General features: G+C 64.4%; 18 protein-coding genes. 8 read left to right on the top strand and 10 right to left on the bottom strand.

Going from position 1 to position 22,571, the window contains the following annotated elements; genetic code table 11:
- Window positions 1-114: 114 nt before the first annotated feature.
- The 3 genes from A2J02_RS21740 to A2J02_RS21730 all read right to left on the bottom strand — a co-directional run bounded on the left by A2J02_RS21740 (window position 115) and on the right by A2J02_RS21730 (window position 3,109).
- Complete coding sequence (locus tag A2J02_RS21740; RefSeq protein WP_068053408.1) at window positions 115-315, bottom strand: hypothetical protein; 201 nt, start codon at window positions 313-315, stop codon at window positions 115-117.
- A gap of 62 nt (window positions 316-377) precedes the next feature.
- A complete protein-coding gene (locus tag A2J02_RS21735; protein ID WP_068053405.1) occupies window positions 378-1,781 on the bottom strand; it encodes an outer membrane protein assembly factor BamB family protein in 1,404 nt (467 codons plus the stop codon).
- On the bottom strand, window positions 1,778-3,109 hold the full coding sequence (locus A2J02_RS21730) for a hypothetical protein (protein ID WP_068053402.1): 1,332 nt from the start codon (window positions 3,107-3,109) through the stop codon (window positions 1,778-1,780). Before A2J02_RS21730 ends, A2J02_RS21735 begins: the two co-directional genes overlap by 4 nt.
- A 181-nt stretch (window positions 3,110-3,290) precedes the next feature.
- Here A2J02_RS21730 and A2J02_RS21725 point away from each other — a divergent pair, with 181 nt between their 5' ends.
- From A2J02_RS21725 to A2J02_RS21715, 3 genes are all read left to right on the top strand, one after another.
- A complete protein-coding gene (locus A2J02_RS21725) occupies window positions 3,291-3,866 on the top strand; it encodes a hypothetical protein (RefSeq protein ID WP_068053415.1) in 576 nt (191 codons plus the stop codon).
- A gap of 80 nt (window positions 3,867-3,946) precedes the next feature.
- On the top strand, window positions 3,947-5,197 hold the full coding sequence (locus tag A2J02_RS21720) for a sensor histidine kinase (protein WP_197478102.1): 1,251 nt from the start codon (window positions 3,947-3,949) through the stop codon (window positions 5,195-5,197).
- The gene (locus A2J02_RS21715) at window positions 5,194-5,847 is read left to right on the top strand and encodes a response regulator transcription factor (RefSeq protein WP_068053396.1); all 654 of its coding nucleotides are present in this window, start codon (window positions 5,194-5,196) and stop codon (window positions 5,845-5,847) included. Before A2J02_RS21720 ends, A2J02_RS21715 begins: the two co-directional genes overlap by 4 nt.
- On the opposite strand, the gene A2J02_RS21710 is transcribed toward A2J02_RS21715, so the two are convergent.
- A complete protein-coding gene (locus tag A2J02_RS21710) occupies window positions 5,844-7,166 on the bottom strand; it encodes an NAD(P)/FAD-dependent oxidoreductase (protein ID WP_068053393.1) in 1,323 nt (440 codons plus the stop codon). The genes A2J02_RS21715 and A2J02_RS21710 overlap by 4 nt on opposite strands.
- Window positions 7,167-7,296: 130 nt before the next feature.
- Here A2J02_RS21710 and A2J02_RS21705 point away from each other — a divergent pair, with 130 nt between their 5' ends.
- Window positions 7,297-8,196, top strand: coding sequence for a LysR family transcriptional regulator (locus tag A2J02_RS21705; RefSeq protein ID WP_068053390.1), 900 nt, complete (start codon window positions 7,297-7,299; stop codon window positions 8,194-8,196).
- Here the strand turns inward: A2J02_RS21705 and A2J02_RS21700 are convergent.
- The gene (locus A2J02_RS21700; RefSeq protein WP_197478101.1) at window positions 8,172-9,140 is read right to left on the bottom strand and encodes an MsnO8 family LLM class oxidoreductase; all 969 of its coding nucleotides are present in this window, start codon (window positions 9,138-9,140) and stop codon (window positions 8,172-8,174) included. The two genes, A2J02_RS21705 and A2J02_RS21700, sit on opposite strands and share 25 nt — an antisense overlap.
- 93 nt (window positions 9,141-9,233) lie before the next feature.
- On the opposite strand from A2J02_RS21700, the gene A2J02_RS21695 reads away from it, so the two are divergent.
- Entirely contained in the window at window positions 9,234-9,608 is a 375-nt protein-coding gene (locus A2J02_RS21695; RefSeq protein WP_068053385.1) for a VOC family protein, read from the top strand.
- A gap of 17 nt (window positions 9,609-9,625) precedes the next feature.
- Here A2J02_RS21695 and A2J02_RS21690 read toward each other — a convergent pair whose 3' ends face one another.
- Entirely contained in the window at window positions 9,626-10,576 is a 951-nt protein-coding gene (locus tag A2J02_RS21690) for an endonuclease/exonuclease/phosphatase family protein (protein WP_068053382.1), read from the bottom strand.
- A gap of 133 nt (window positions 10,577-10,709) precedes the next feature.
- Here A2J02_RS21690 and A2J02_RS21685 point away from each other — a divergent pair, with 133 nt between their 5' ends.
- Entirely contained in the window at window positions 10,710-12,350 is a 1,641-nt protein-coding gene (locus A2J02_RS21685) for a GMC oxidoreductase (RefSeq protein ID WP_068053379.1), read from the top strand.
- A 45-nt stretch (window positions 12,351-12,395) separates the two neighbouring features.
- The gene (locus A2J02_RS21680) at window positions 12,396-12,737 is read left to right on the top strand and encodes a hypothetical protein (protein WP_068053377.1); all 342 of its coding nucleotides are present in this window, start codon (window positions 12,396-12,398) and stop codon (window positions 12,735-12,737) included.
- Window positions 12,738-12,746: 9 nt separating this feature from the next.
- Here the strand turns inward: A2J02_RS21680 and A2J02_RS21675 are convergent, their stop codons facing one another.
- A complete protein-coding gene (locus A2J02_RS21675) occupies window positions 12,747-14,360 on the bottom strand; it encodes an alkaline phosphatase D family protein (protein WP_068053374.1) in 1,614 nt (537 codons plus the stop codon).
- Window positions 14,361-14,481: 121 nt separating this feature from the next.
- Here A2J02_RS21675 and A2J02_RS21670 point away from each other — a divergent pair, with 121 nt between their 5' ends.
- Window positions 14,482-14,901 (top strand): VOC family protein, encoded by a 420-nt coding sequence (locus tag A2J02_RS21670; protein ID WP_068053412.1) that lies wholly within the window; start codon window positions 14,482-14,484, stop codon window positions 14,899-14,901.
- A 155-nt stretch (window positions 14,902-15,056) separates the two neighbouring features.
- Here the strand turns inward: A2J02_RS21670 and A2J02_RS21665 are convergent, their stop codons facing one another.
- From A2J02_RS21665 to rpoB, 3 genes are all read right to left on the bottom strand, one after another.
- Window positions 15,057-15,446: a VOC family protein gene (locus A2J02_RS21665; protein WP_068053372.1), complete on the bottom strand. Its 390-nt coding sequence runs from the start codon at window positions 15,444-15,446 to the stop codon at window positions 15,057-15,059.
- Window positions 15,447-15,645: 199 nt separating this feature from the next.
- A complete protein-coding gene (locus A2J02_RS21660; protein WP_068053369.1) occupies window positions 15,646-19,602 on the bottom strand; it encodes a DNA-directed RNA polymerase subunit beta' in 3,957 nt (1,318 codons plus the stop codon).
- A gap of 96 nt (window positions 19,603-19,698) precedes the next feature.
- Window positions 19,699-22,571, bottom strand: a 2,873-nt coding sequence (gene rpoB / locus A2J02_RS21655; protein WP_068053366.1) for a DNA-directed RNA polymerase subunit beta, incomplete at its 5' end; no start/stop codon positions are given.

Raw genomic sequence — 22,571 nt, 5'->3', positions numbered from 1 at the left:
CCACCGAGAAGTCGTGGGCCGACCTCGCTGCAAGCTCGGCCACGATCACCGAGTTCTGCATCCCCCGCGCCGATCAGTAGTCAGTGCCTCCCGATAGTCAGTGCTTGTCGGTAATCAGCGGTTCCTGAGGTACAGGTAGCCGGCACCGCCTGCTGCGATCAACAGGATCAGCGCTGCCGGGAACCCGAGCAGCCACCACACCAGCGCCAGCACCACCAACGCGGGCGCAGCGGCGATCAACGCGATGCCGGGATTCTCTCGAACCGTCTCCAGCGCGGACTGTGCATGCACTCTGTCGATCTTCTTACCTGCCATGGCGGACTCCCTGTTTCGTATGTCCCGTTTGCGTACTTCCACTGTAGGCGCACCGACAGCAGCTACCCGCGGTCGACGACGGCAATCGTGTCTGTGGACGAATACACCAGACGGTCGCCGGATTCGATCACCCACGATGCCAGGTACCGATTCGTTGCATAGGGGTCCGGCGTCGGCTCGATCTCCAACCGCCGACGTGTCGTACCGTCATCCAACGCGATCGATTCCACGGTCCCGCCGACGGTGGAGTACGCGAGACCGTCGGCGTACGCCGTGATCGGGTAGTAGTCATCGGGATCGTTCTCCCACCGAACCGAACCGGTTCTCAGATCCAATGCCGTCACATGAGCTGTTCCGGGAGCACGTGCGATCACCACATCCCCGACGACAGCTACGCCATTGGTCGACGCCAACAGCGGGCTCGACCACAGAAACTGTCCGGTCGTCCGATCGAACGCACTGTCACCGACGACCATCGGCAGCGACAGGTCCGTTGGATCGTCGATCTCGAGAAAGGGATACACCGGCAGCGGAGCTCTGGCGACAGTTCGACCATCCGAGGCGAGCGCGACGGTACCGGCGTACGTCTGGGACTGCGTACACACCGCCTCGGTCATGATCACCAGTGCCGGTTGCACCCGAAAAGGTTGCGACACGCAACTGTCGGGATAACCCCGGTACCACGTGATCGTTCCAGTGACCGAGTCGAATCCTATTGCCGTCGAACCGAACCGGCCCAGGCCGTAGTTTCCGTCGATGGTGATGACCGGCCCCGGCATACCCGCGTAAATGGCCTCGCCGGGAAATTCGGTGACCCAATCGCGCCCGACATCGTCCACAGAACCCTTGGCGAGCTGCGGCGTTCCCTCGTAACCTGCTTGCGTGACAGTGGAACTGATCGAGTAGAGCGAGAACCCGTCGGTTCCCACAGCGAACACACGTTGCGGCACACGAACAGAACGACCAGCACCGGTCGTGGTGTCCACCGTGACGATCGTCGATTCCGGATTCTCCGACTCGGTGCTGGAGAGGCAGACGAGGTATCCCGACAACGGCCGGTCGGCACAGGAGTCCACCCGGAGATCGTCTCGCCGCCATAGCGTGGATCCATCCGTTGCGTCGAGGCCCACCATCGCGGGAGCGTCGAAATTCCCGGTAGCAGGATCCGGCAGACCCACCGACGCGACATACACCCCGCCCGCATCGATGAATCTCGCTGCGCTGGGATTGAGCCGTCCGCCTGCACCAGGATCACGAAACTGCGCGAATTCGCGGCCGTAGACGGCCTCTGCAGATCTGGACCACTGGACTTCCGGCGCACGCGGAACCGTCGGCGGAGCTGTGGTCGTCCATGAGGGGGCAGTCGCGATTGCTGGGTCGTCGTCCTGCGCGACAACGATCACCGCAGCAACGACAGTCGCCAACGCCACGGCTCCCGCTGTCCACACCGGCCATCGGGTGCTCACAGGTCCAGGCCCGGTGCCGTCGCGATGGACTCGAGATTGCCGACCGTGACGAGCTCGCCCGCCGATGTCGACGAGATACGGACACGAGTGCCCGACGGCCGGGTCACAGTCACGGTCCTGACGCCGCGCTTCGATCTCTCGGACATCGATCCGTCGGGCAGGCGCACGGTGTCGACCGAGCGATCAGCCGTCGGGTCATATGCATCGGGAATTTCCGGGAGCGGCTGTCCACCCGTGATCGCCACGGTCACAACGCCTTCCGATCCCGGCGTCAGAATTGTTCCGGCTGCACACAACGAGTCGTGGGACAACGAACTCCGTTGCATCGGTGCCAGCGGCTGCTCGAGCACGATCACGGCCCGAAGCGCGCGGATTCGAGCCTGGTCCAGAGCGCGACCGATACGGTCTGCGTCGGCGCGAGTCACCGCTGGTCCATCCTGCGACCCAACTCGCGTGTCACACGGCAGAGGAGGGGGTCGGGTTCCGTCCGGCACCGCTGCACCGATTCGCAGCTCGCTCGACGACACCAGGGAGATCAGGTCGTTCATGGACACTGCTTCATCCGAAGACACGAACTGGCTTGCGTTGGCCTGCAACGTCGTTCCATCGGTTGCGTATGCAGTCGCCGTCCTGACCACCGCTGTTCTACCACCGTCTTCGCCGGTGGACTCTTTCGTGTCCACGACCGTACCGTCGGCTGCGACCTGCCTGCGATCGAGACTGCCACCGACACAGGGCGGTACACCGGCAGTCGACTTCGAGATCGTCACCGTCACGTCGGCACCCCTGCCGTTGCGAATCAGCAACCCGGCGGCAGTGGCGCTCGCGAACATCGACAGATCATCCGTCGGACCATCGCCGACAGAGCTATCGGACGTGGGACCTTGGACAGGACCGAATCGAAACGCGGATTCGGCACCGAACGCGAACGTACCGGGTGTTGCGAACTCGACGGCGGTCTCGGCCGGCAACGCAGAAACAAGCGCATCGGACAGCGCAGTAGCTTTGCGCCCGGAGAACCATGGATAACGGGGGTCGTCGTAGCGTCCTCCCTCGAGGCGGAAGTACGCCCCTGAGAATTCCCCGGACTCGGGAACGACGACGGCATCACACCCCGGAATCGTGGTCGACGACTCACCCTGGTCGTAGTTCGACGCGCTGAACCCGCTCGACGCAGGCGTATCCGGCAACGCGACGTCCGCAGGACCGGACGCGCGTGAATCCACCACGATGACTCCTGCCGCGACCACAGCGACAGCGACGAAGACCCAGAAAATCTTCGGTTGACGCCCGAGCGCTCCGAGGTGCAACGCGTCGAGGTCTATCACGGCGAGAAGCCTAGCCTGCCGTTCACAACACTCGACGCTCCACGACTTCAGGTGGAGCTATCGGCCTTCGGTCGAGCTACGACTTTCGGTGGAGCGCAGCGTCGTACCTTCGGCCGAACCACCAGCGACGACGCCTCCGCGGGGGTATCGCGTGCACGTCGGCTGCGGTGAGATCGGGTCCATGGACAATCCGATTCTGCTCACTATCGCGATCTGCGAGATCGGCTTCTGGGCTCTGGTGATCGGCGGCCTGTGCCTGCGCTACCTGGCACGCATGCGACGCGCCAGCACCATCACGCTCGCCCTGCTCCCGGCCCTCGACCTCGTGTTGATTGGGGCGGTGGCGCTCGATCTGCACCGCGGCGGAGACGTCGAATTCGCACACCGCCTCGCCGGCATCTACCTCGGATGGACCGTCGTGTTCGCGCACTCCACTGTCGCCTGGCTCGACGTACGCTTCGCACACCGATTTGCCGGTGGACCCGCACCGGTCAAGGCCCCGAAGACCGGTCCGCAGGCCTACCGCAACGAGATCCGCGGATTCGTGAAGTGGTTGGTCGCCGCGACTATCGCACTGGTGATCACGTACGGCCTCGCGTACACCGTGGCAGACTCGGAGCAGGCAGCGGCACTGAAGACCGTGATCCAGCCACTCGGAGTCATCACGTTCTTCTGGTTCGTCACCGGACCGCTGTGGGTGGCCGGCAAGCACAACTCGAGCTCGAAAGATGCGGCAGGAGAAAGGAGTCGACTCTGATGGTGGGAGGTTCCAGGACACTGGCTGGTTCCAAGACACTGCGCAGGTTTCGACCCGCCTGGCGACCGCGAAATCCAGTGGTGCTGCCGCTCGAAATGTTCCTGGCCACGCTCGTCTACGCCGGATTCCAACTCTCCACCGGCATGGTCGGTGACACCAGAGACGAACTCGTCCGCAGCCCGACCCTGATCGCAGTGGGTATCGCTGCCCTGCTGGCGATGACCGCCGCGACGTGTGTGCGCCGATCGTTTCCCGTCGTGTCGTACCTGTCGGTGGTTGCGATCAGCGTCGCGCTGATTCTGGTTCTGCCGGACCGCACCCTCGGATTCACCCCGCTGTACTGGTTTGCGATCGCCGCGTTGGCAATTCGAGTGACCGGGCCACGCCTGTTCGCTCCCCTCGCCGTCGGCCTCATCCTCGAGACCGTCGTCAGCGTCGACACCCGACTGTCCTTTCCCGATGCCGCAGCCGGACCCGGTGGCACGATCGGGGTGGTGGCCGAGCAGGTCGTGAACCTCGCCGTCAACTACACGGTGCTCATCGCTCTGGGTAAGTACATCGCACGGAACAGAGCCCAGGAGCTCGAGAACGAGGCTGCCCTCCGCCGAGCCGAGATCGAACACCGACAGCAGCTCGACGCGGCGCTGGACAACGAGAGAAAAGCCATGGCGCGCGAACTCCACGACGTTGCGGCTCACCACCTGACCGGCATGCTCATCCAAGCCAAAGCATCGAAGACCCTCATCCCGAGCAACCCCGAGCAGGCACGCGAACTACTCACCGGCGCAATCGGACACGGCCAGCGCACCCTCGACAGCCTGCGCCAGATCGTCGGCATCCTGCGACCGAGCGACACGGCCTACAGCTTCGACACCGACCTCAGCTTCGACACCGACACTGCACCGCAACCGATGATCTCCGACATCGCCGAACTGATCGAACAGTCTCGAATCTCTTTCGAGCGCGTCGAGACGAGCATCGTGGCAGACAAAGAAGATACCGACAGCGCCGTGCAACTGACGTGCTACCGCGTCGTTCAGGAAGCGTTGTCCAATGCCCGAGTCCATGCGCCGAACTGCGTTGTGCGCGTGCAGGTGACCGTGGGTTCGTCGGCCGTCGAGGTGACCGTCACCAACACGATGCCGTCGGACGAGACAGAGCAGCGCGAGTCCACAGGACAGGGATTCGGCATTCCGGGTATGCGGGAGCGGGCCGCTCTACTCGGCGGGACCCTCGACGCCGGATTTTCCGACTACCGAACGACGTGGACCGTGCACGCTCGACTGCCCGTCGGCGGAAAGATCTCTCGGGCGCAGGAGGTGCCGGCATGATCACCGTTCTGATCGCGGACGATCAACCCGTGGTTCGGCAGGGATTCGAGCTGTTCCTGGCGGGCCATCCCGACATCGAAGTGGTCGGGCACGCGCACTCGGGAAGACATGCCGTGCAACAGGTATCGACCCTGAAACCGGACGTCGTGCTGATGGACATCAGGATGCCGAACGGTGACGGGCTGACCGCAACGCGCGAGATACTGGCGCAGTTCGACAACGTTCGCGTCATCGTCGTCACCACGTTCGACCTCGACGAGTACGTGTTCGCTGCCCTCGATGCCGGGGCGTCGGGCTTCCTGCTCAAGGACACCGATCCCGACGAACTCGCCGACGCGGTGGTCACCGTCGCCTGCGGCGGAGCGGTGCTCTCTCCTCGACTGACCCCGCGCCTGATGACCGAGTTCGCCCGCCGCGGCGCGCCGAGTCGGCCCAACTCCGTTCCGCCGCAACACGACCTGAGCCTGCGAGAAATGGAAGTGGTGCAACTACTGGCGCAGGGCCTGGGCAACAACGAGATCGCGCGGGAACTGCAACTCGAACAGAGCACGGTGAAGACCCACATCGGTAACATCTGCCGCAAACTCGACGTGAAAACCCGAGTGCACGTGGTGATCTGGGCCTACCGCAACGGCCTGGTGAGCAGCTAGGCTGCCTTTTGCTCCTCGTCATCCGCGGTCTCATCGGCGCGCTCCACCAGCGAGGCAGAGTGGTCGGTGTACTGAAAGTGCGGGCGCTTGTCGCCGATGTACGAGGTCATCCACGACACCACCGCGACGTAGCGGTTCCGGAAGCCGACCAGGTACATCAGGTGCACCGCGAGCCACATGAGCCAGGCAATCGGGCCCGACATGTCGACCTTGCCGAACAGTCGCGCCACCGCACTGAACCGGCCGACGATCGACATACTGCCCTTGTCGGTGTACTCGAACGGTGTTCCCGCGTCGACCTTTCCGATGATCATCTTCGCCACGTGCCTGCCCTGCTGCATCGCCACCGGCGACTGTCCGGGGAGCTTGTGCAGCGACGTCACGTCGCCGATCGCGTAGATGTCCTTCGCCGAGCCGACCGTCAGATCGTCGTGCACGAGAAGGCGTCCGGCACGGTCGGTCTCGCACCCGGTGCGCTCGGCGATCGTGGCCGCGAGATCGCTGGCCTGAACGCCTGCCGACCAGATGACAGTCTTGGCCGGGTAGGTACGCGAGGTCTTGGTGTCGACATCCTGCACCGTGACGACGTCGTCGGCGATGTCGGTGACCATGGCTCCGGTGACGACGTCGACGCCGGACTTCTCGAGCTTCGTGCGGGCGTACGCGCTGAGCTTGCCGCCGAATGCGGGCAGAACTTCCTTGACTCCGTCGACGAGGGTGACGGTGACGCCGCTCGGGTCGATGTCGGGGAACGAGCCGGCGAAATAGCGGTGCGCGAGATCCCTGATCTGGCCGGCCAATTCGACACCCGTCGCGCCTGCACCGACAACGACGAAGCTCAGCAATTCCTTGCGAGCAGCCGAATCGGCTGTCAGGTGCGCAGTTTCGTAGCAGCTCAGGATCTGCTCACGCAGAGCGATCGCGTCGTCGACGGTTTTGAGCGCGAACGTGCGGTCCTTGAATTCGTCGCGCCCGAAGTACGCCTGCGTGGCACCCGTGGCGACGATCAATCGACCGAAGCCGATGGTGTGGCTCTGTCCGGCACCGATGTAGGTGACCTGGTGATTCTCGGGATCGACATCGACGACGCGTCCGAGACGCACGTCCGCCGAGTCGTACTGCGCGAGGATCCGCCGGATCGGAGGGGCGATCTCACCCGTCGAGAGCATTCCGGTGGCGGCCTGGTAGAGAAGCGGCTGAAAGAGGTGTTCGGTGGTGCTGGAGATCAGCGAGAACGTCACACCGGCCTTGCCCAGAGACTTGGCGGCAGCCAATGCTCCGAATCCCGATCCCACGATGACGACGTCGTACGTTTGCACAGCACTTTCCTTTTCGGCTCGAGTCTTTTCCTCTACGAAGAACTACCTCCATGAAACTCCGACCGCGATGCTCTATCAACGCGGAAGTTGAAATAGCATCTATGAGCAGAACTCATGATTGGATGTCTACATGGAACTGCGGCAGCTGAAGTACTTCCTCGCGGTCGGCGAGGAACTGAACTTCTCACGCGCTGCCGAACGCTGCTACGTCTCGCAATCGGCGATCAGTCTGCAGATCTCCAAGCTTGAACGAGAAATCGGTGAGCCGCTGTTCGAGCGGACCTCTCGTACCGTTCGATTGACCGTTGTCGGAGCACAATTGGTCTCCATTGCCCGGCACATGGTGGAGCTCGAGCAGGCCGCCCTGGCACTGACGACGCGCAAGCGGAATCAGCTGCGCCTGACCGGAAACATGACGTTCGCAGCCAACGCCATCTCCGCCATCGTCGCGGTCCGCGAGCGTCATCCCGACGCCGAGATCGACTTCGTGCTGAAACGATTCGCAGAACAGATCGAAGCGGTGACATCCGGCGACTGCCAGGTGGCGCTGATCCGCGGCAGCGTCGAACGCTCCGGTCTCCATGTGACCGAACTGTGGACCGAGGACCTCGTCGTCGTACTCCCCGAGGGTCATCCTCTGGCGGGGGAGGACAACCCGAGCCTGAGCCAGCTCGCCGGCTACCCCCTGCTACTTCCCAAACGGAGCGAGCAGATCCTGTTGCACCGGGTGATCGAACGCGAGATGAAGCGCAGCGGGCTGCCATTGAGCTTCGGCCCACCCGTGGCGTCCGATCACACCGCCAGCGCCGAGCTCCTCAAGAACCCGCAATGCTGGTCCATCCTGTACGCCAGCACCGCCGACAGCACCCCCAAGACCGGCCTGGTCTTCCGCACCGAAGCCGACCGCAGGCTGCGGCTCCCGGTCTCGGCCGTCGTCGACGCGACCGTGCCCGCCACCGATATCCAGCGCGACCTCGTGGCGGCCCTGGCTGCGACAGCACCGGTTCAGCCCGCCACCCCTGCGAGCTGAGCGAACGCGGCATCGGCGTCGAACAATTCGGCGCGATCGTACGTCGACGTCGAGGCCATGATCTCGTTCGCGCCGGTGCGCTCGACAACCTCCTCCAACCGAGAACGGACCTGCCCGATCGTGCCGAGGATGCTCGACGCCAACGACGCCTCGATTCGGTTCCGTGTCTGCGGCGTCCACTGCGATTCGTCGATCGCAGACGCTCGTTCCAGAGCTCGGAACTCGCCCTCGCGCCTGGACCTGGCCATCGCCCATGCCTCCGGCACGGCCAACCTACGTGCATCCTCGGCGTCGGCTGCGATCGTCACGTCGAGCGAGATGATCACGTACGGTTCGGGATTCGAGGGCGTGGGCCTAAAGTGCTTGCGATACAACGCCAACGGATGATCCTTCTGCAGCACCGGTCCACCGACGACCACCGGAAGCCCGGCGCGAGCGGCCACCTCGAGACCGGCTCCGGTGGCGAGGACGAACACCGGTGGAGCAGCGGTGGCAGGGCGGGCCGTCACCGGTGCCGAACCGTCCAGATACGAACGCAATTCGGCGATGTCGGACCCGAACGTGTCGGGCGCGTCACGGTCTCGGCGCAATGCTGCGCGGACCGGTTCGGTGAATCCGAGGGAGCGGCCGACTCCGAGGTCGATTCGGCCCGGAAAGAGGGACTCCAACATCAGGAACTGCTCGGCCACGATCAGGGGCTGATGATTGGGCAGCATCACCCCGCCGGATCCGACGCGAATGCGCGAGGTGCGCGACGCCACCGCGGCAGCAAGCACCGCAGGCGCGCCCGACGCGATACCGGGAACGCCGTGATGCTCGGCCACCCAGAACCGGTGTAGCCCCATCTCCTCCGCATGCACCGCTCGTTCGACGGTATGCCGCAGCGCCGAGGCGTCGTCCATTCCGGATCGAGTGCGGGATCTGTCGAGCAGTGAGAAGAACACGGATATGTCAACCGACGAGGCGTCGGGCATATTTCTCGAAGTGTTCGTTCATAGCGGACCGAATGTGTCCGCAAAAGCGCTCACCATTGCTCCATGAACCTCACCATGAAGATCGAACTCGTCACCCTGGCCGTCACCGACGTCGATCGCGCCAAGGACTTCTATGTCTCGATCGGCTTCCACGCTGACCATGACGCACGGCCGTGGGACGGCATCCGGTACGTCCAACTCACTCCCCCGGGCTCGGCGTGCTCCATCGCGATCGGCGAGGGCATCACCGACGCCGAGCCGGGCAAGGGAGCGGGGATTCTGATGGTCGTGGACGACGTCCAGGAGGCCTACGAGTACCTCACCTCGTCGGGTCTGACCATCGATGCGCCCAAGGACGAGGGCTGGGGCACGTTCGTGTACTTCGCCGACCCCGACGGCAACAAGTGGTCGGTGCAGCAGTTGCCCGCACAGCCTTGAACCGCGCAGCCCTGAACCTAGTGCCGGAACTGCAGCCGAGCCAGGATGCCGCGGTGATCGGAACCGGTGACCGTCACCGCCTCGACCGATCGAACCGCCATGTCCGCCACCAGAACATGGTCGATGGCGATGACGGGTGGGTACCAGGTGTGCGCCGGATAGGTCCTGAGCATGCCGGCTCCCGTGGCCACCGCGGCATCGACGAACCGGCCGTCCTGTAGACCTCGGTACCGCCGATGATCCTGCGTCGCATTGAAGTCGCCGGCCACCACCACGGGACCGTCGTCGACGGGGATCTTGGCCAGTAGTTGACGCAGCAGCGCGAGCTCGCGAACCCACTCGGACGGCTCCCGCGGCCACGGCGGCACCGGGTGAACCGCGAACACCAGCGGCCGACCCGGCATCTCCACCCGTGCAGAGAGCAATTCGGTGACAAAACCGTCGTGCCGCTGCTCGTCGACGAGCGGGAAGCGGCTGTAGATGCCGGTACCTTCGCCGCCGGGGGCGGCGCTGACGTACGCGTGCGGCAACGAGCCGGACAGTCTCGGGCGAAGACGGGCCTCGGCCTCGGGCGTCAGTTCTACGAGAGTGAGCACGTCCGGGCGGTGTTGCTCGACCAGCGCAACCAACGCGTCGAGATCGGCCTGTCCCAGCCAGATGTTGGCGTGCAGGACCGTCAGAGTCGGTGCCTCGGTCGTCGTCCGGGAGCGGTGTCTGTGTAGTGGACGGTGCCTCTGCAGCGGCAGCTGCGTTGCGATGGCACCCGTCAGTACAGCCACCCCCGCAGCCAGGCCCCACCACCCGAACGCGACGGCCGCGAGTGCAGTGCCGGGCACCGCGGCGAGCATGAGGACATGTGCCAAAGACGCGGCAACGAGCATCGCCTGCCCCCGCGCGTCGACGAGGTGCGCCACGATGCCGAGTACCGCTGCGAAGAGCAGTAACAGGGCCAACGATGCCGAAACCATGAGCGGAAGTCTTACAGGCAAACCTGAGGCCGAGCTGGGAAGCATCCTCGAGACCGACCGAACTGTTCGCTTTCTCGCCGCAAACACGACAGAATCGACAACGCTGTCCGTGAGTCAAGTAGGGGGACTTTCCGTGAACCGAAGGCAACTGCTGCGGTTGGCCGCTGCCGGAATGCTCGGCGCTGCCGCCGCTCCGGTCCTGAACTCGGCCGCAATGCCGGGCTCCGCCACAGCAGGCGCGCTGCCGATCGGTGCCGAACGCATCCGAGCACTGGTTCCCGAGCTGTTCGCCGACCCCCCGCGCCCACCGGACCACTCACCCGTGATCGTCATCGGCTCCGGCTTCGGTGCCAGCGCCGCCGCCCTCCGCATGGCGCAGGCCGGCACCCAGGTCACCGTCCTCGAACGCGGACTGCGCTGGCCACGTGATCCGTGGCGCGAGATTTTCACCGCCGATATGACCGCCGACGGACGCGGACTGTGGCAGCAGAGCTCGTTCACCAACATCACCGGCATGCCCGTCGGGCCGGTCGACCTGTTCGGCGGCGTCCTCGACACCACCCGCTACGAGAACCTCTCCGTCTGGCGCGGCGCTGCCGTCGGCGGCGGCTCGATCGTCTACACCGGCGTCACCATCGCCCCCGACAAGAAGTTCTTCGACCTCTCCTTCGGCCGACGACTGAACTACGACGAGATGGCCGCCACCTGGTACCCCAAGGCGCGCTCGATGCTCCGGCCGTCGGCGATGCCCGAGGACGTCTACAACAGCCCGAACTTCGCACACTCACGCACCTGGGACGACCACGCCAGGCGGGCCGGCTTCACCCCGCAGGCAGTGGACGGCAACTGGAACTGGAACGTCGTCCGCGACGAGATCGGCGGCCGCTCGAGGCCGTCCGCGACCGTCGGCGCGAGCACCTTCGGCAACTCCAACGGTGCCAAGCACGACCTGACCCAGAACTACATCCCCCAGGCCGAGGCCACCGGCAACGCGACGGTATGTCACAGCCATCGCGTCGCGGCGATCGGCACAGAATCCGGCGGGCGCTACCGCGTCGAGATCGAACGCCTCGACCCGTTCGGCACCGTACTCGAGACACGCACACTCACCTGCGACACCCTCGTCCTCGGAGCGGGGTCCATCGGCACCACCGAGCTGCTGATGCGCGCCCGCACCACCGGTGCGCTGGCGAACCTCAACGAATTCGTCGGCACCGGATGGGGCACCAACGGCGACGCGTCGATGACGCGGTCACTGGGGCCGATGTCGGCCGGGCCGCAGGGTGCGCCGTGCGCATCCCGCATCGTCGACGACTCAGGACTGCCACTGACCGTCGAGAACTGGTACGTGCCGGGCGTTCCGGTGAATCTCGGTTTCATCGGCTCCCTCGGCATGACCATCGACCCCCTGCGTGGAAACTTCGGATTCGATTCCGCCACAGACACGTTGACCCTCAACTGGCCGAAGGGGGGCAGCCGCGACACCGTGGAAGCCCTGCGCGCAGTGCAGAATCGGATGGCTCAGGCCGGCGGTACCGTCGTCGCAGCCGAACCGTTCACCCGCGATGTCGACGACACCTTCACCGCCCACCCACTCGGCGGCGCGATACTGGGCGACGCCACCGACAACTACGGGCGGGTGAAGGGTCACCCCGGGCTCTACGTCGTCGACGGTGCTTTGATCCCCGGTAGCACCGGAGCCGCCAACCCGTCGCTCACCATCACCGCGTTGGCCGAACGCAACGTCGCGCAGATCATCGCCGACGGTCGCTGACCGTCCGAAGTGGGTAGACCCGCGCCGAACGGGTAGCCCACAGGTATGCCCGTCAACGACCCGACCGAACGCACCATCGCCGACCGCGACGTCGAAAAGCGCTGGAACGACCCCGGTGCCCTCCGTAAGGCTGCGGGATACTGCTCCGGCGTCGTGGCGGTGGCGGCTGCCCTGACCGCGGTGTTCCTGATAGTCGACCGCACCAGTCCTGTGTTGGCCGCGTCGGTGCCTGCGGTGTGTTTCCTCGGCGGTATCGGAGCTCTGACGTTGGGATACAAGTCCTACCGAGCCGGTGGCACGTGGCCGATCTGGCAGGGCGCGGCATGGTTCCTGTTCACCGTGATGCTGCTCGGTCTTGCGATGCCGATGTTCGCCATCCGTCAGTGACCGTCGGCGTCAACCCAACTGAATCTCCGGGCGGCCTTCGGGGACGGTAACAGTTGCGGCGGTGCGAACCTGCCTGCCCGGCGTCGACACTGCATCTACAACCCTCACTTCCGAATGCCATTCGGTGTTCGTCAGCGTGCTGCGGAGATAGCCGCGGCGAGCATTGCCGTACTTGACGTGCGGTGATGCCTCGGCGATTGCCGCCCCGGCGGAGTCGACATCGGCACCGTCCTTGCCCGACGCGATCGACGTGGCCGCGATCTCCACACCTTGGATCGGCGACACCTGATCCTGGTAGTCGCGTCGCAGTTCGGAGACGATCGTGCGATGAATGTCGCCGACGATCGACGCGACGTTCTTCGCGCCACGATCCCTGGCTCCGTCCAGAATTCGGTGCCGAGACGCCTCGTATCCGCTCCACGGATCCATCCCGACCTTGCGATCGCTACCGAGCCCACGAGCCAAGTCCGAGATGACCGTCTGATGCGCCAGGAAGTTCCACGTCGACGGCGATGCGAACCCGTCGAGAATCCACTTCTCCTGCGCTGCACCGGTTATGGTGCGCGACGGATCGGCCGTCTCCGCGTCCTGCGCATGCTCGCCGTCCCCGTGCGCCTGATCGCTGCGGTACTGCCGCGTGTCCAGTACCGAGAAGTCCACCAGATCGCCGAACGAGAACCGGCGATAGACCGTCATGTCCGGGCCGACGGGCTTCAGGTTCGACCGAACCGGAGTGTTCTCCCACCACGCCTTGAACGCATCGGCTCTGCGCAACAGGAACTCTCGCGGATCGTCGTCGTCCTGACTGATCTGCGAGGCCCAGTTGTTGTCCACCTCGTGATCGTCGAACGTCGAGACGAACGGTGCCGACGCATGGGCCGCGGCGAGGTTCTCGTCCGCCTTGTACAACGCATACCGGTCTCGATAGTCGTTGAGTACCATGGTCTCTCGGGCAGCCGACTCGGTACGCGGCTCATCCTTGCGAGCACCCTCGTCCTTGATCGCGTACTCGTAGATGTAGTCGCCCAGAAAGAACACCACATCGAGATTCGACGCCGCCAGGTCCTGGTACGCGCCGAAGTAGCCGTCCTCCCATTTCTGGCACGACGCCCACGCGAAATCGAGCCTGCTCAACGGTTGGCCCAGCGCCGGTGCGGTTTTGGTGCGGCCGACCGAGCTGGAGTGCGGTCCGACAAGGAACCGATAGAAGTATTCGCGAGCAGGCTCCAGCCCTCGGACGTCGACGTGAATCGACCAGCCGTCGAACTCGGTGGCAAGCTCGACGCCCTCGCGGGTGATGTTCACGAATCGTTCGTCCGCGGCGATCTGCCACCGCACCGGCACGACGCCAGGCGTCATTCCGCCCAGTGGCGCAAATGGATCGGTAGCGAGTCTGGTCCACAGCACCACCGAATCGGGCAGTGGATCGCCGGATGCCACGCCGAGGCGGAACGGGTAATCGGGCGTCACCACGGACTGGGCCTGCGCCGTGGTTCCCGCGAGTCCCGGAGTGAACGCCAACGCCCCCACCAGCGCACTCCACGTCAGAAACTGTCGACGTGTGGCCCCCGCTCGCATGGAGATGTCCGAACCGAACCGTATCTCGTTACCCCGTCTCACCATCCTTCGAGGCTGTCGCGCCCGAACGAACTGTGCGCGTCGTCGATCGAAAGGGCACATGAACACGAAATTTCCATTCGATTCAGGACCTGAGTCGTCCGCAATCACGGCAAAACTCGAACGCATGACGAACACCGACCGCACAGGCTCCCAAATCGACCACCTCAACATCGGCGTCGCCGATCTTGCCGCCAGCGCCGAGTTCTACGGTGCTGTACTGAAACCACTGGGGATCAGCGAGATCATGCGGGTACCGCACACCCCCGAGGCGAACCAACTCGCCATGATCGCGTTCGGCTGGGCGCAGGTGAAGCCCTTCTTCTGGATCGTCGACGCACCGGGTTCGGCCATCGGACCGCACACCCATCTCGCCTTCAGCGCCCCGGATCGCGCCACCGTCGATGCCTTCCACGCCGCGGCACTCTCGGCAGGAGCGATCGAGCTCAGGCCTCCAGGGCTGCAGCCGGAATACCACGCCACGTACTACGGATCATTCGTCCGCGATCTCAACGGCATCGACCTCGAAGCCGTCTGCCATCACTGATGATTCGACGAACGCGTTCTCAGTCGGTCAGCTACTGCCGAACATCGGCGGCAGGACGGGCAGCGGTGAGACAGGATATGCAGCAACATCCATGACAACAGTGCAGTCGCAGTAGCCGCCGTAGATCGTGGTGGTCCACCCGCCCGGTGTGCGATTCAGGACTGAACCACCCACACCATGTTGCCGTCGGGATCACGCAGCACGAACATGGGCGGCGCACCGTCCTCCGTCCCGGACATTGCGTCCATGTCGACACCGCCGATCGCGGCCAGCCGCGCATGTTCCGCCTCGACGTCGGGGGTTTCCACACCGATCGAGGACCCGCCGGGCGAGTCACCCATCGGCGGATTCAAGGCCAGACGTGCCGTCGAACCGGGCGGGGCCACCTCGACCCACCGATACTCGCCCTCGGGGCCGAAACGCGTATCGTCGCGCAGCTCGAAACCGAGCACGCGTGAATAGAACTCGAGAGCGGCATCCTGGTCTGCGACGGTGAACATGGCCACGCCGATGTTCACGATGGTGCTGGGGGTTTGGTTGGTCATGCCGGTACCGACTCGAGGCGCATCGAAAACTCACCGCGCACCCCAGATATACAACAAAGCCCCGCATCGACCGAAGTCGATGCGGGGCTTTGTCTGCTGGCTCTGTCGTCGTGAACGGAAACTCGTAGTGGGCTACGAGGCAGGAGCGGAGCCTGCGAAGCGACCCAAAACTCAGCCGTGCACGTGCGACGAAGTCGCTCTAGCGGTATTCGTTGGAGAAACCGTAGTCGTCGAGCGGCACTGCAGCGCCGGTTCCCTGGCCGAAGCCGTCCGGGCTGTAGTACTGATCGTCGTACGACGGCACCGCGTATGCGGCGGCACGCGCCTCTTCGGTCGGCTGCACCGTGATGTTCCGGTACCGGTTGATGCCGGTACCAGCCGGGATGAGCTTACCGATGATGACGTTCTCCTTGAGACCTATGAGCTTGTCGCTACGGCAGTTGATCGCCGCATCGGTGAGCACACGAGTGGTCTCCTGGAAGGACGCTGCCGACAGCCACGAATCGGTGGCCAGCGACGCCTTGGTGATACCCATCAGGACCGGACGTCCGGCTGCGGGCTCGCCACCCTCGGAGACGACGCGACGGTTGCTCGACTCGAATTCGCTGCGCTCGGTGAGTGAACCGGGCAGGAACTCGGTGGAGCCGCTGTCGATGATCGTCACGCGACGGAGCATCTGGCGCACGATCGTCTCGATGTGCTTGTCGTGAATCGACACACCCTGCGACCGGTACACCTCCTGGACCTCGTTGACGAGGTGGATCTGCACCTGACGGGGACCCATCACGCGCAGGACCTCGTGCGGATCGGCAGCACCTTCCATGAGCTGCTGGCCGACCTCGACGTGGTCACCGTCCGCCAGAAGGCGCTCGGTGCCGTCGTCGTGCTTGAAGACGCGCAGACGCTGACGCTTGGAGAGCTTGTCGTAGACAACCTCTTCGCCGCCGTCGTCCGGGACGATGGTGATCTTGTAGAAACGATCGCCGTCCTCGAGCTGGATGCGTCCCGACACGTCCGCGATCGGAGCCTTGCCCTTCGGCACACGTGCCTCGAACAGCTCCTGCACGCGAGGCAGACCACCGGTGATGTCATCTCCGGCGACACCACCCTGGTGGAAGGTACGCATGGTCAGCTGGGTTCCGGGCTCACCGATGGACTGTGCGGCAACGATACCGACGGCCTCACCGATGTCGACCAGCTTGCCGGTGGCCATCGAACGGCCGTAGCAGGTGGCGCAGACGCCGGTTCCGGTGGTGCAGGTGAGCACCGAGCGAACCTTGACCGACGTGATGCCCGCGGCGAGCAGCGCGTCGATGGCCGGGTCACCGAGATAGTGTCCGCGAGCGACGATGACCGTGCCGTTCTCGTCGACAGCGTCGTTCGCCAAGGTGCGGGCGTACGTGCTGGTCTCGACGTGAGCGTCGCGGATCATCTTGCCGTCGGCGGTCTTCTCGGCGATCGTCGTGACGATGCCGCGCTCGGTGCCACAGTCGGTTTCCCGAACGATGACATCCTGCGAGACGTCGACCAGACGACGCGTCAGGTAGCCCGAGTCGGCGGTACGAAGCGCCGTGTCGGCCAGACCCTTACGAGCGCCGTGCGTGTTGATGAAGTACTCGAGAACCGTCAGGCCTTCCTTGAAGGAAGACTTGATCGGACGCGGGATGAACTCACCCTTCGGGTTCGTCACCAAGCCCTTCATGCCGGCGAGCGAGCGAACCTGAGTCATGTTTCCGGCTGCGCCGGACTTCACGATCATCGGGATCGGGTTGTCGTCGGGGAAGTGCGCCTCCATGGCCTTACCGACCTGCTCGGTCGCGTCCTGCCAGATCTTGACCAGTGCGGAGTTGCGCTCGACCTTGTCGAGTGCGCCGCGCTGGTACTTCTTCTCGATCTGATCGGCCTGAGCCTCGAAGGTCTCCATGATCTGCGGCTTCTCCGGCGGCACGAGGACGTCGGAGATCGAGATGGTGACACCCGAACGCGTGGCCCAGTAGAAGCCGGCGTCCTTGAGCTTGTCGACGGTCTGCGCGACGACGATCATCGGGTAACGCTCGGCGAGATCGTTGATGATGGTCGACTGACGCTTCTTCGGCATCTGCTCGTTGACGAACGGGTAGTCCGCCGGAAGCAGCTCGTTGAAGAGCACGCGTCCCAAAGTGGTCTGCGCGGTCCATGCATCGCCGCGGTTCCAGCCGTTCGGGAACAGCTCGTTCTCTATGTCACGCGGCGGGCGCTGCGTGGTGAGACGAACCCGAATCTGCGACTGCACCGTGAGCGATCCACGATCGACGGCCATCTGAGCCTCGGCCGGGGAGGAGTACGCCCCGAACTCGGCCGTGTCGGTCTTGGCGTCGGCGCGCTCGCCGACGGCACCGGCGTCGAGACGCGTCAGGTGGTACAGACCCGTCACCATGTCCAGACGCGGCATGGCGAGCGGACGGCCCGATGCCGGCGAGAGGATGTTGTTCGACGACAGCATCAGCACGCGCGCCTCGGCCTGAGCCTCGGCGGACAGCGGGAGGTGGACAGCCATCTGGTCACCGTCGAAGTCGGCGTTGAACGCCTCACACACGAGCGGGTGCAGCTGGATGGCCTTGCCCTCGACGAGCTGCGGCTCGAACGCCTGGATGCCCAACCGGTGCAGGGTGGGTGCACGGTTCAGCAGCACGGGGTGCTCGGCGATGACCTCTTCGAGAACGTCCCACACCTGCGGACGCTGACGCTCGACCATGCGCTTGGCCGACTTGATGTTCTGCGCGTGGTTCAGATCCACCAGACGCTTCATCACGAACGGCTTGAACAGCTCGAGTGCCATCAGCTTCGGCAGACCGCACTGGTGCAGCTTGAGCTGCGGGCCGACGACGATGACCGAACGGCCCGAGTAGTCGACGCGCTTGCCGAGGAGGTTCTGACGGAAACGACCCTGCTTGCCCTTGAGCAAGTCGGACAGCGACTTCAGCGGACGGTTACCCGGTCCGGTGACCGGACGTCCACGACGGCCGTTGTCGAACAGGGCGTCGACCGACTCCTGCAGCATCCGCTTCTCGTTGTTGACGATGATCTCGGGAGCACTGAGATCGATCAGACGCTTGAGGCGGTTGTTGCGGTTGATGACGCGGCGGTACAGATCGTTGAGGTCGGACGTCGCGAAACGTCCACCGTCGAGCTGCACCATCGGACGAAGCTCCGGCGGGATGACCGGGACAGCGTCCAGGACCATGCCCATCGGGGAGTTACGGCCGGCCTGGAACGCAGCGACGACCTTCAGACGCTTGAGCGCGCGCAGCTTCTTCTGACCCTTGCCACTGCGGATGGTCTCGCGAAGAGACTCCGCCTCGGCGTCGATGTCGAAGGTCTGCATGAGCTTCTGGATCGACTCGGCACCCATGGCACCGGTGAAGTACTCGCCGTACCGGTCGATGAGCTCGCGGTAGATGAGCTCGTCGACGATGAGCTGCTTGGGAGCGAGCTTGGTGAACGTGGTCCAGATCTCTTCGAGACGATCGAGCTCACGCTGCGCGCGGTCACGGAGCTGACGCATCTCGCGCTCGCCGCCGTCCTTGACCTTGCGGCGCACGTCGGACTTGGCACCCTCGGCTTCGAGCTCGGCGATGTCCGCTTCGAGCTTCTGCGCACGAGCCTCGAGATCGGCGTCGCGCTGGTCTGCGACGGCCTTCTTCTCGACCTCCATCTCGGCCTCGAGCGTCGAGAGCTCGTTGTGACGGAGCTCGTCGTCGACCGTGGTGATGACGTAGGCAGCGAAGTAGATGATCTTCTCGAGATCCTTCGGAGCCAGGTCGAGCAGGTAGCCCAGACGCGACGGCACACCCTTGAAGTACCAGATGTGCGTGACCGGAGCAGCCAGTTCGATGTGGCCCATGCGCTCACGACGCACCTTGGCGCGAGTGACCTCGACGCCACAACGCTCACAGATGATGCCCTTGAAGCGGACGCGCTTGTACTTGCCGCAGTAGCACTCCCAGTCCCGAGTGGGGCCGAAGATCTTCTCGCAGAAGAGGCCGTCCTTCTCGGGCTTGAGCGTGCGGTAGTTGATGGTCTCCGGCTTCTTGACCTCGCCGTAGGACCACTGACGGATGTCGTCCGCAGTGGCAAGGCCAATGCGAAGTTCATCGAAGAAGTTGACGTCGAGCACGTAACTTCCTTTCCCCGTTATGGGTGTTGTGCTGGAAGAGCAAATGAGAGAAACGCCTGCCGGATCCGCACTGAGCGGATCCGGCAGACCACAGAACTACTGAGCGAGGTCGTCGACCGTGGCAGCTTCGTTGCGGGAGAGATTGATTCCCAGGTTGGCTGCGGCACGCTCGAGGTCTTCGTCGTCACCGTCGGCCATCGTGATGGCAGCGCCGTCCGAGGACAGCACCTCCACGTTGAGGCACAGCGACTGGAGCTCCTTGAGGAGCACCTTGAAGGACTCGGGGATACCGGGCTCGGGAATGTTCTCGCCCTTGACGATCGCCTCGTACACCTTCACGCGGCCGACAACGTCGTCCGACTTGATGGTGAGAAGCTCCTGCAGCGTGTACGCGGCACCGTAGGCCTGCATGGCCCAGCACTCCATCTCACCGAAGCGCTGTCCACCGAACTGAGCCTTACCACCGAGGGGCTGCTGCGTGATCATCGAGTACGGCCCGGTCGAACGAGCGTGGATCTTGTCGTCGACCAAGTGGTGCAGCTTGATGATGTACATGTAGCCCACCGACACCGGGTACGGGAACGGCTCGCCGGAGCGGCCGTCGAACAACGTGGCCTTTCCGTCGGATCCGACCATCTGCTCGCCGTCGCGGTTGGGAATCGTGCTCTCCAGCAAGCCGGCGAGCTGATTCTCCTTGGCACCGTCGAACACCGGGGTGGCGATGTTGCTGTCGGCCGGAGCCGCCAACATCTCCTCGGGCAGACGCTCGGCCCAATCGGGCTTCGTGCCGTCCGCGGCGATCTGCACGTTCCAACCGGTCTTGCCGATCCAACCCAGGTGGGTTTCGAGGACCTGACCGATGTTCATACGACGCGGAACACCGTGGGTGTTGAGGATGATGTCGATCGGGGTGCCGTCGGGCAGGAACGGCATGTCCTCCTGCGGGAGGATCTTGCCGATGACGCCCTTGTTGCCGTGACGGCCGGCGAGCTTGTCGCCGTCCTGGATCTTGCGCTTCTGAGCCACGTAGACGCGGACCAGCTCGTTGACGCCGGGAGGCAGATCGTCGTCGTCGTCGCGCGAGAAGACGCGGATGCCGATGACCTTTCCGTTCTCGCCGTGCGGAACCTTGAGCGAGGTGTCGCGAACTTCGCGAGCCTTCTCACCGAAGATGGCGCGCAGCAGGCGCTCTTCGGGGGTCAGCTCGGTCTCGCCCTTCGGCGTGACCTTTCCGACCAACACGTCGCCGTCACGAACCTCGGCACCGATACGGATGATGCCGCGCTCGTCGAGGTCTGCGAGGACCTCGTCGGAGACGTTCGGGATGTCGCGAGTGATCTCCTCGGCACCGAGCTTGGTGTCGCGAGCATCGATCTCGTGCTCCTCGATGTGGATCGAGGTGAGAACGTCCTCTTCCACGAGGCGCTGCGACAGGATGATCGCGTCCTCGTAGTTGTGGCCCTCCCACGGCATGATCGCCAGCAGCAAGTTCTTGCCGAGTGCCATCTCACCGTTCTCGGTGCAGGGGCCGTCGGCGAGGACCTGGCCGGTCTCGACGCGCTGTCCCTCGTCCACGATCGGACGCTGGTTGGCGCAGGTGCCCTGGTTGGAGCGCGCGAACTTACGCATCCGGTAGGTCTTGCGGGTTCCGTCGTCGGCCATGACCGTGACGTAATCGGCGGATACTTCTTCGACGACACCGGTCTTCTCGGTGATGACGACGTCACCGGCGTCGACAGCTGCACGCAGCTCCATGCCGGTTCCGACGATCGGCGACTCGCTGCGAACCAGCGGGACGGCCTGACGCTGCATGTTCGCGCCCATCAGGGCACGGTTGGCATCGTCGTGCTCGAGGAACGGGATCATCGCGGTTGCGACGGACACCATCTGGCGCGGCGAGACGTCCATGTAGTCGATGTCGTCGGACGAGACGAACTCGACCTCTCCACCCTTACGACGGACGAGAATCTTGTCCTCGATGAAGTGACCCGAGTCGTCGACCGGAGAGTTCGCCTGCGCGAGCGTGTGGCGATCCTCCTCGTCGGCGGTCAGGTAATCGACATCGTCGGTGACCTTGCCGTCGACGACCTTGCGGTACGGGGTCTCGATGAACCCGAACGGGTTGACGCGTGCGTACACCGAGAGCGATCCGATCAGGCCGATGTTCGGGCCTTCCGGGGTCTCGATGGGGCACATGCGGCCGTAGTGCGAGGGGTGCACGTCGCGGACCTCGAGGCCGGCGCGCTCACGAGAGAGACCGCCGGGTCCCAGTGCCGACAGGCGACGCTTGTGCGTCAGACCCGACAGCGGGTTGTTCTGGTCCATGAACTGCGAGAGCTGGGAGGTTCCGAAGAACTCCTTGATCGCAGCGACGACGGGACGGATGTTGATCAGGGTCTGCGGCGTGATCGCCTCGACGTCCTGAGTCGTCATACGTTCGCGCACGACGCGCTCCATGCGGGACAGGCCCACGCGGATCTGGTTCTGGATGAGCTCTCCGACGGTACGCAGACGACGATTACCGAAGTGGTCGATGTCGTCGACCTCGACCGGAACCTCGACGCCGTCGGGTGCGGTCATCGAGGTCTCACCTGCGTGCAAACGCACCAGGTACTCGATGGTCGCAACGATGTCTTCCTCGGTGAGGGTCGACGCCACGATGGGCTGACCCGAGTTGAGGCCGAGCTTCTTGTTGATCTTGTAACGACCCACGCGAGCGAGGTCGTAGCGCTTGTCCTTGAAGAACAGGTTCTCCAGCAGGGTCTGCGCCGACTCCTTGGTCGGCGGCTCGCCCGGACGCAGCTTGCGGTAGATGTCGAGGAGCGCCTCGTCGGTACCGGCGGTGTTGTCCTTCTCCAGCGTGGCCATGAGGATCTCGGAGAAGCCGAAGCGCTCCGTGATCTGCTCGGTAGACCAGCCGAGAGCCTTCAGCAGCACCGTGACGGGCTGGCGGCGCTTGCGGTCGATGC

The organism is Rhodococcus sp. EPR-147 (assembly GCF_001647185.1).
In the GTDB taxonomy this organism is placed as follows: domain Bacteria; phylum Actinomycetota; class Actinomycetes; order Mycobacteriales; family Mycobacteriaceae; genus Rhodococcoides.
The sequence above is the reverse complement of the archived record's forward strand: the minus strand, read 5'-3'. Positions and strand labels throughout refer to the sequence as shown.

What these genes read in the sequence shown, in the direction of transcription:
- A2J02_RS21665 (WP_068053372.1), bottom strand. Translation starts at nt 15,446, where the DNA reads ATGACCAACCAAACCCCCAGCACCATCGTGAACATCGGCGTGGCCATG.
- A2J02_RS21695 (WP_068053385.1), top strand. Translation starts at nt 9,234, where the DNA reads ATGAACCTCACCATGAAGATCGAACTCGTCACCCTGGCCGTCACCGAC.
- A2J02_RS21705 (WP_068053390.1), top strand. Translation starts at nt 7,297, where the DNA reads ATGGAACTGCGGCAGCTGAAGTACTTCCTCGCGGTCGGCGAGGAACTG.
- A2J02_RS21690 (WP_068053382.1), bottom strand. Translation starts at nt 10,576, where the DNA reads ATGGTTTCGGCATCGTTGGCCCTGTTACTGCTCTTCGCAGCGGTACTC.
- A2J02_RS21680 (WP_068053377.1), top strand. Translation starts at nt 12,396, where the DNA reads ATGCCCGTCAACGACCCGACCGAACGCACCATCGCCGACCGCGACGTC.
- A2J02_RS21725 (WP_068053415.1), top strand. Translation starts at nt 3,291, where the DNA reads ATGGACAATCCGATTCTGCTCACTATCGCGATCTGCGAGATCGGCTTC.
- A2J02_RS21675 (WP_068053374.1), bottom strand. Translation starts at nt 14,360, where the DNA reads ATGGTGAGACGGGGTAACGAGATACGGTTCGGTTCGGACATCTCCATG.
- A2J02_RS21670 (WP_068053412.1), top strand. Translation starts at nt 14,482, where the DNA reads ATGACGAACACCGACCGCACAGGCTCCCAAATCGACCACCTCAACATC.
- A2J02_RS21740 (WP_068053408.1), bottom strand. Translation starts at nt 315, where the DNA reads ATGGCAGGTAAGAAGATCGACAGAGTGCATGCACAGTCCGCGCTGGAG.
- A2J02_RS21715 (WP_068053396.1), top strand. Translation starts at nt 5,194, where the DNA reads ATGATCACCGTTCTGATCGCGGACGATCAACCCGTGGTTCGGCAGGGA.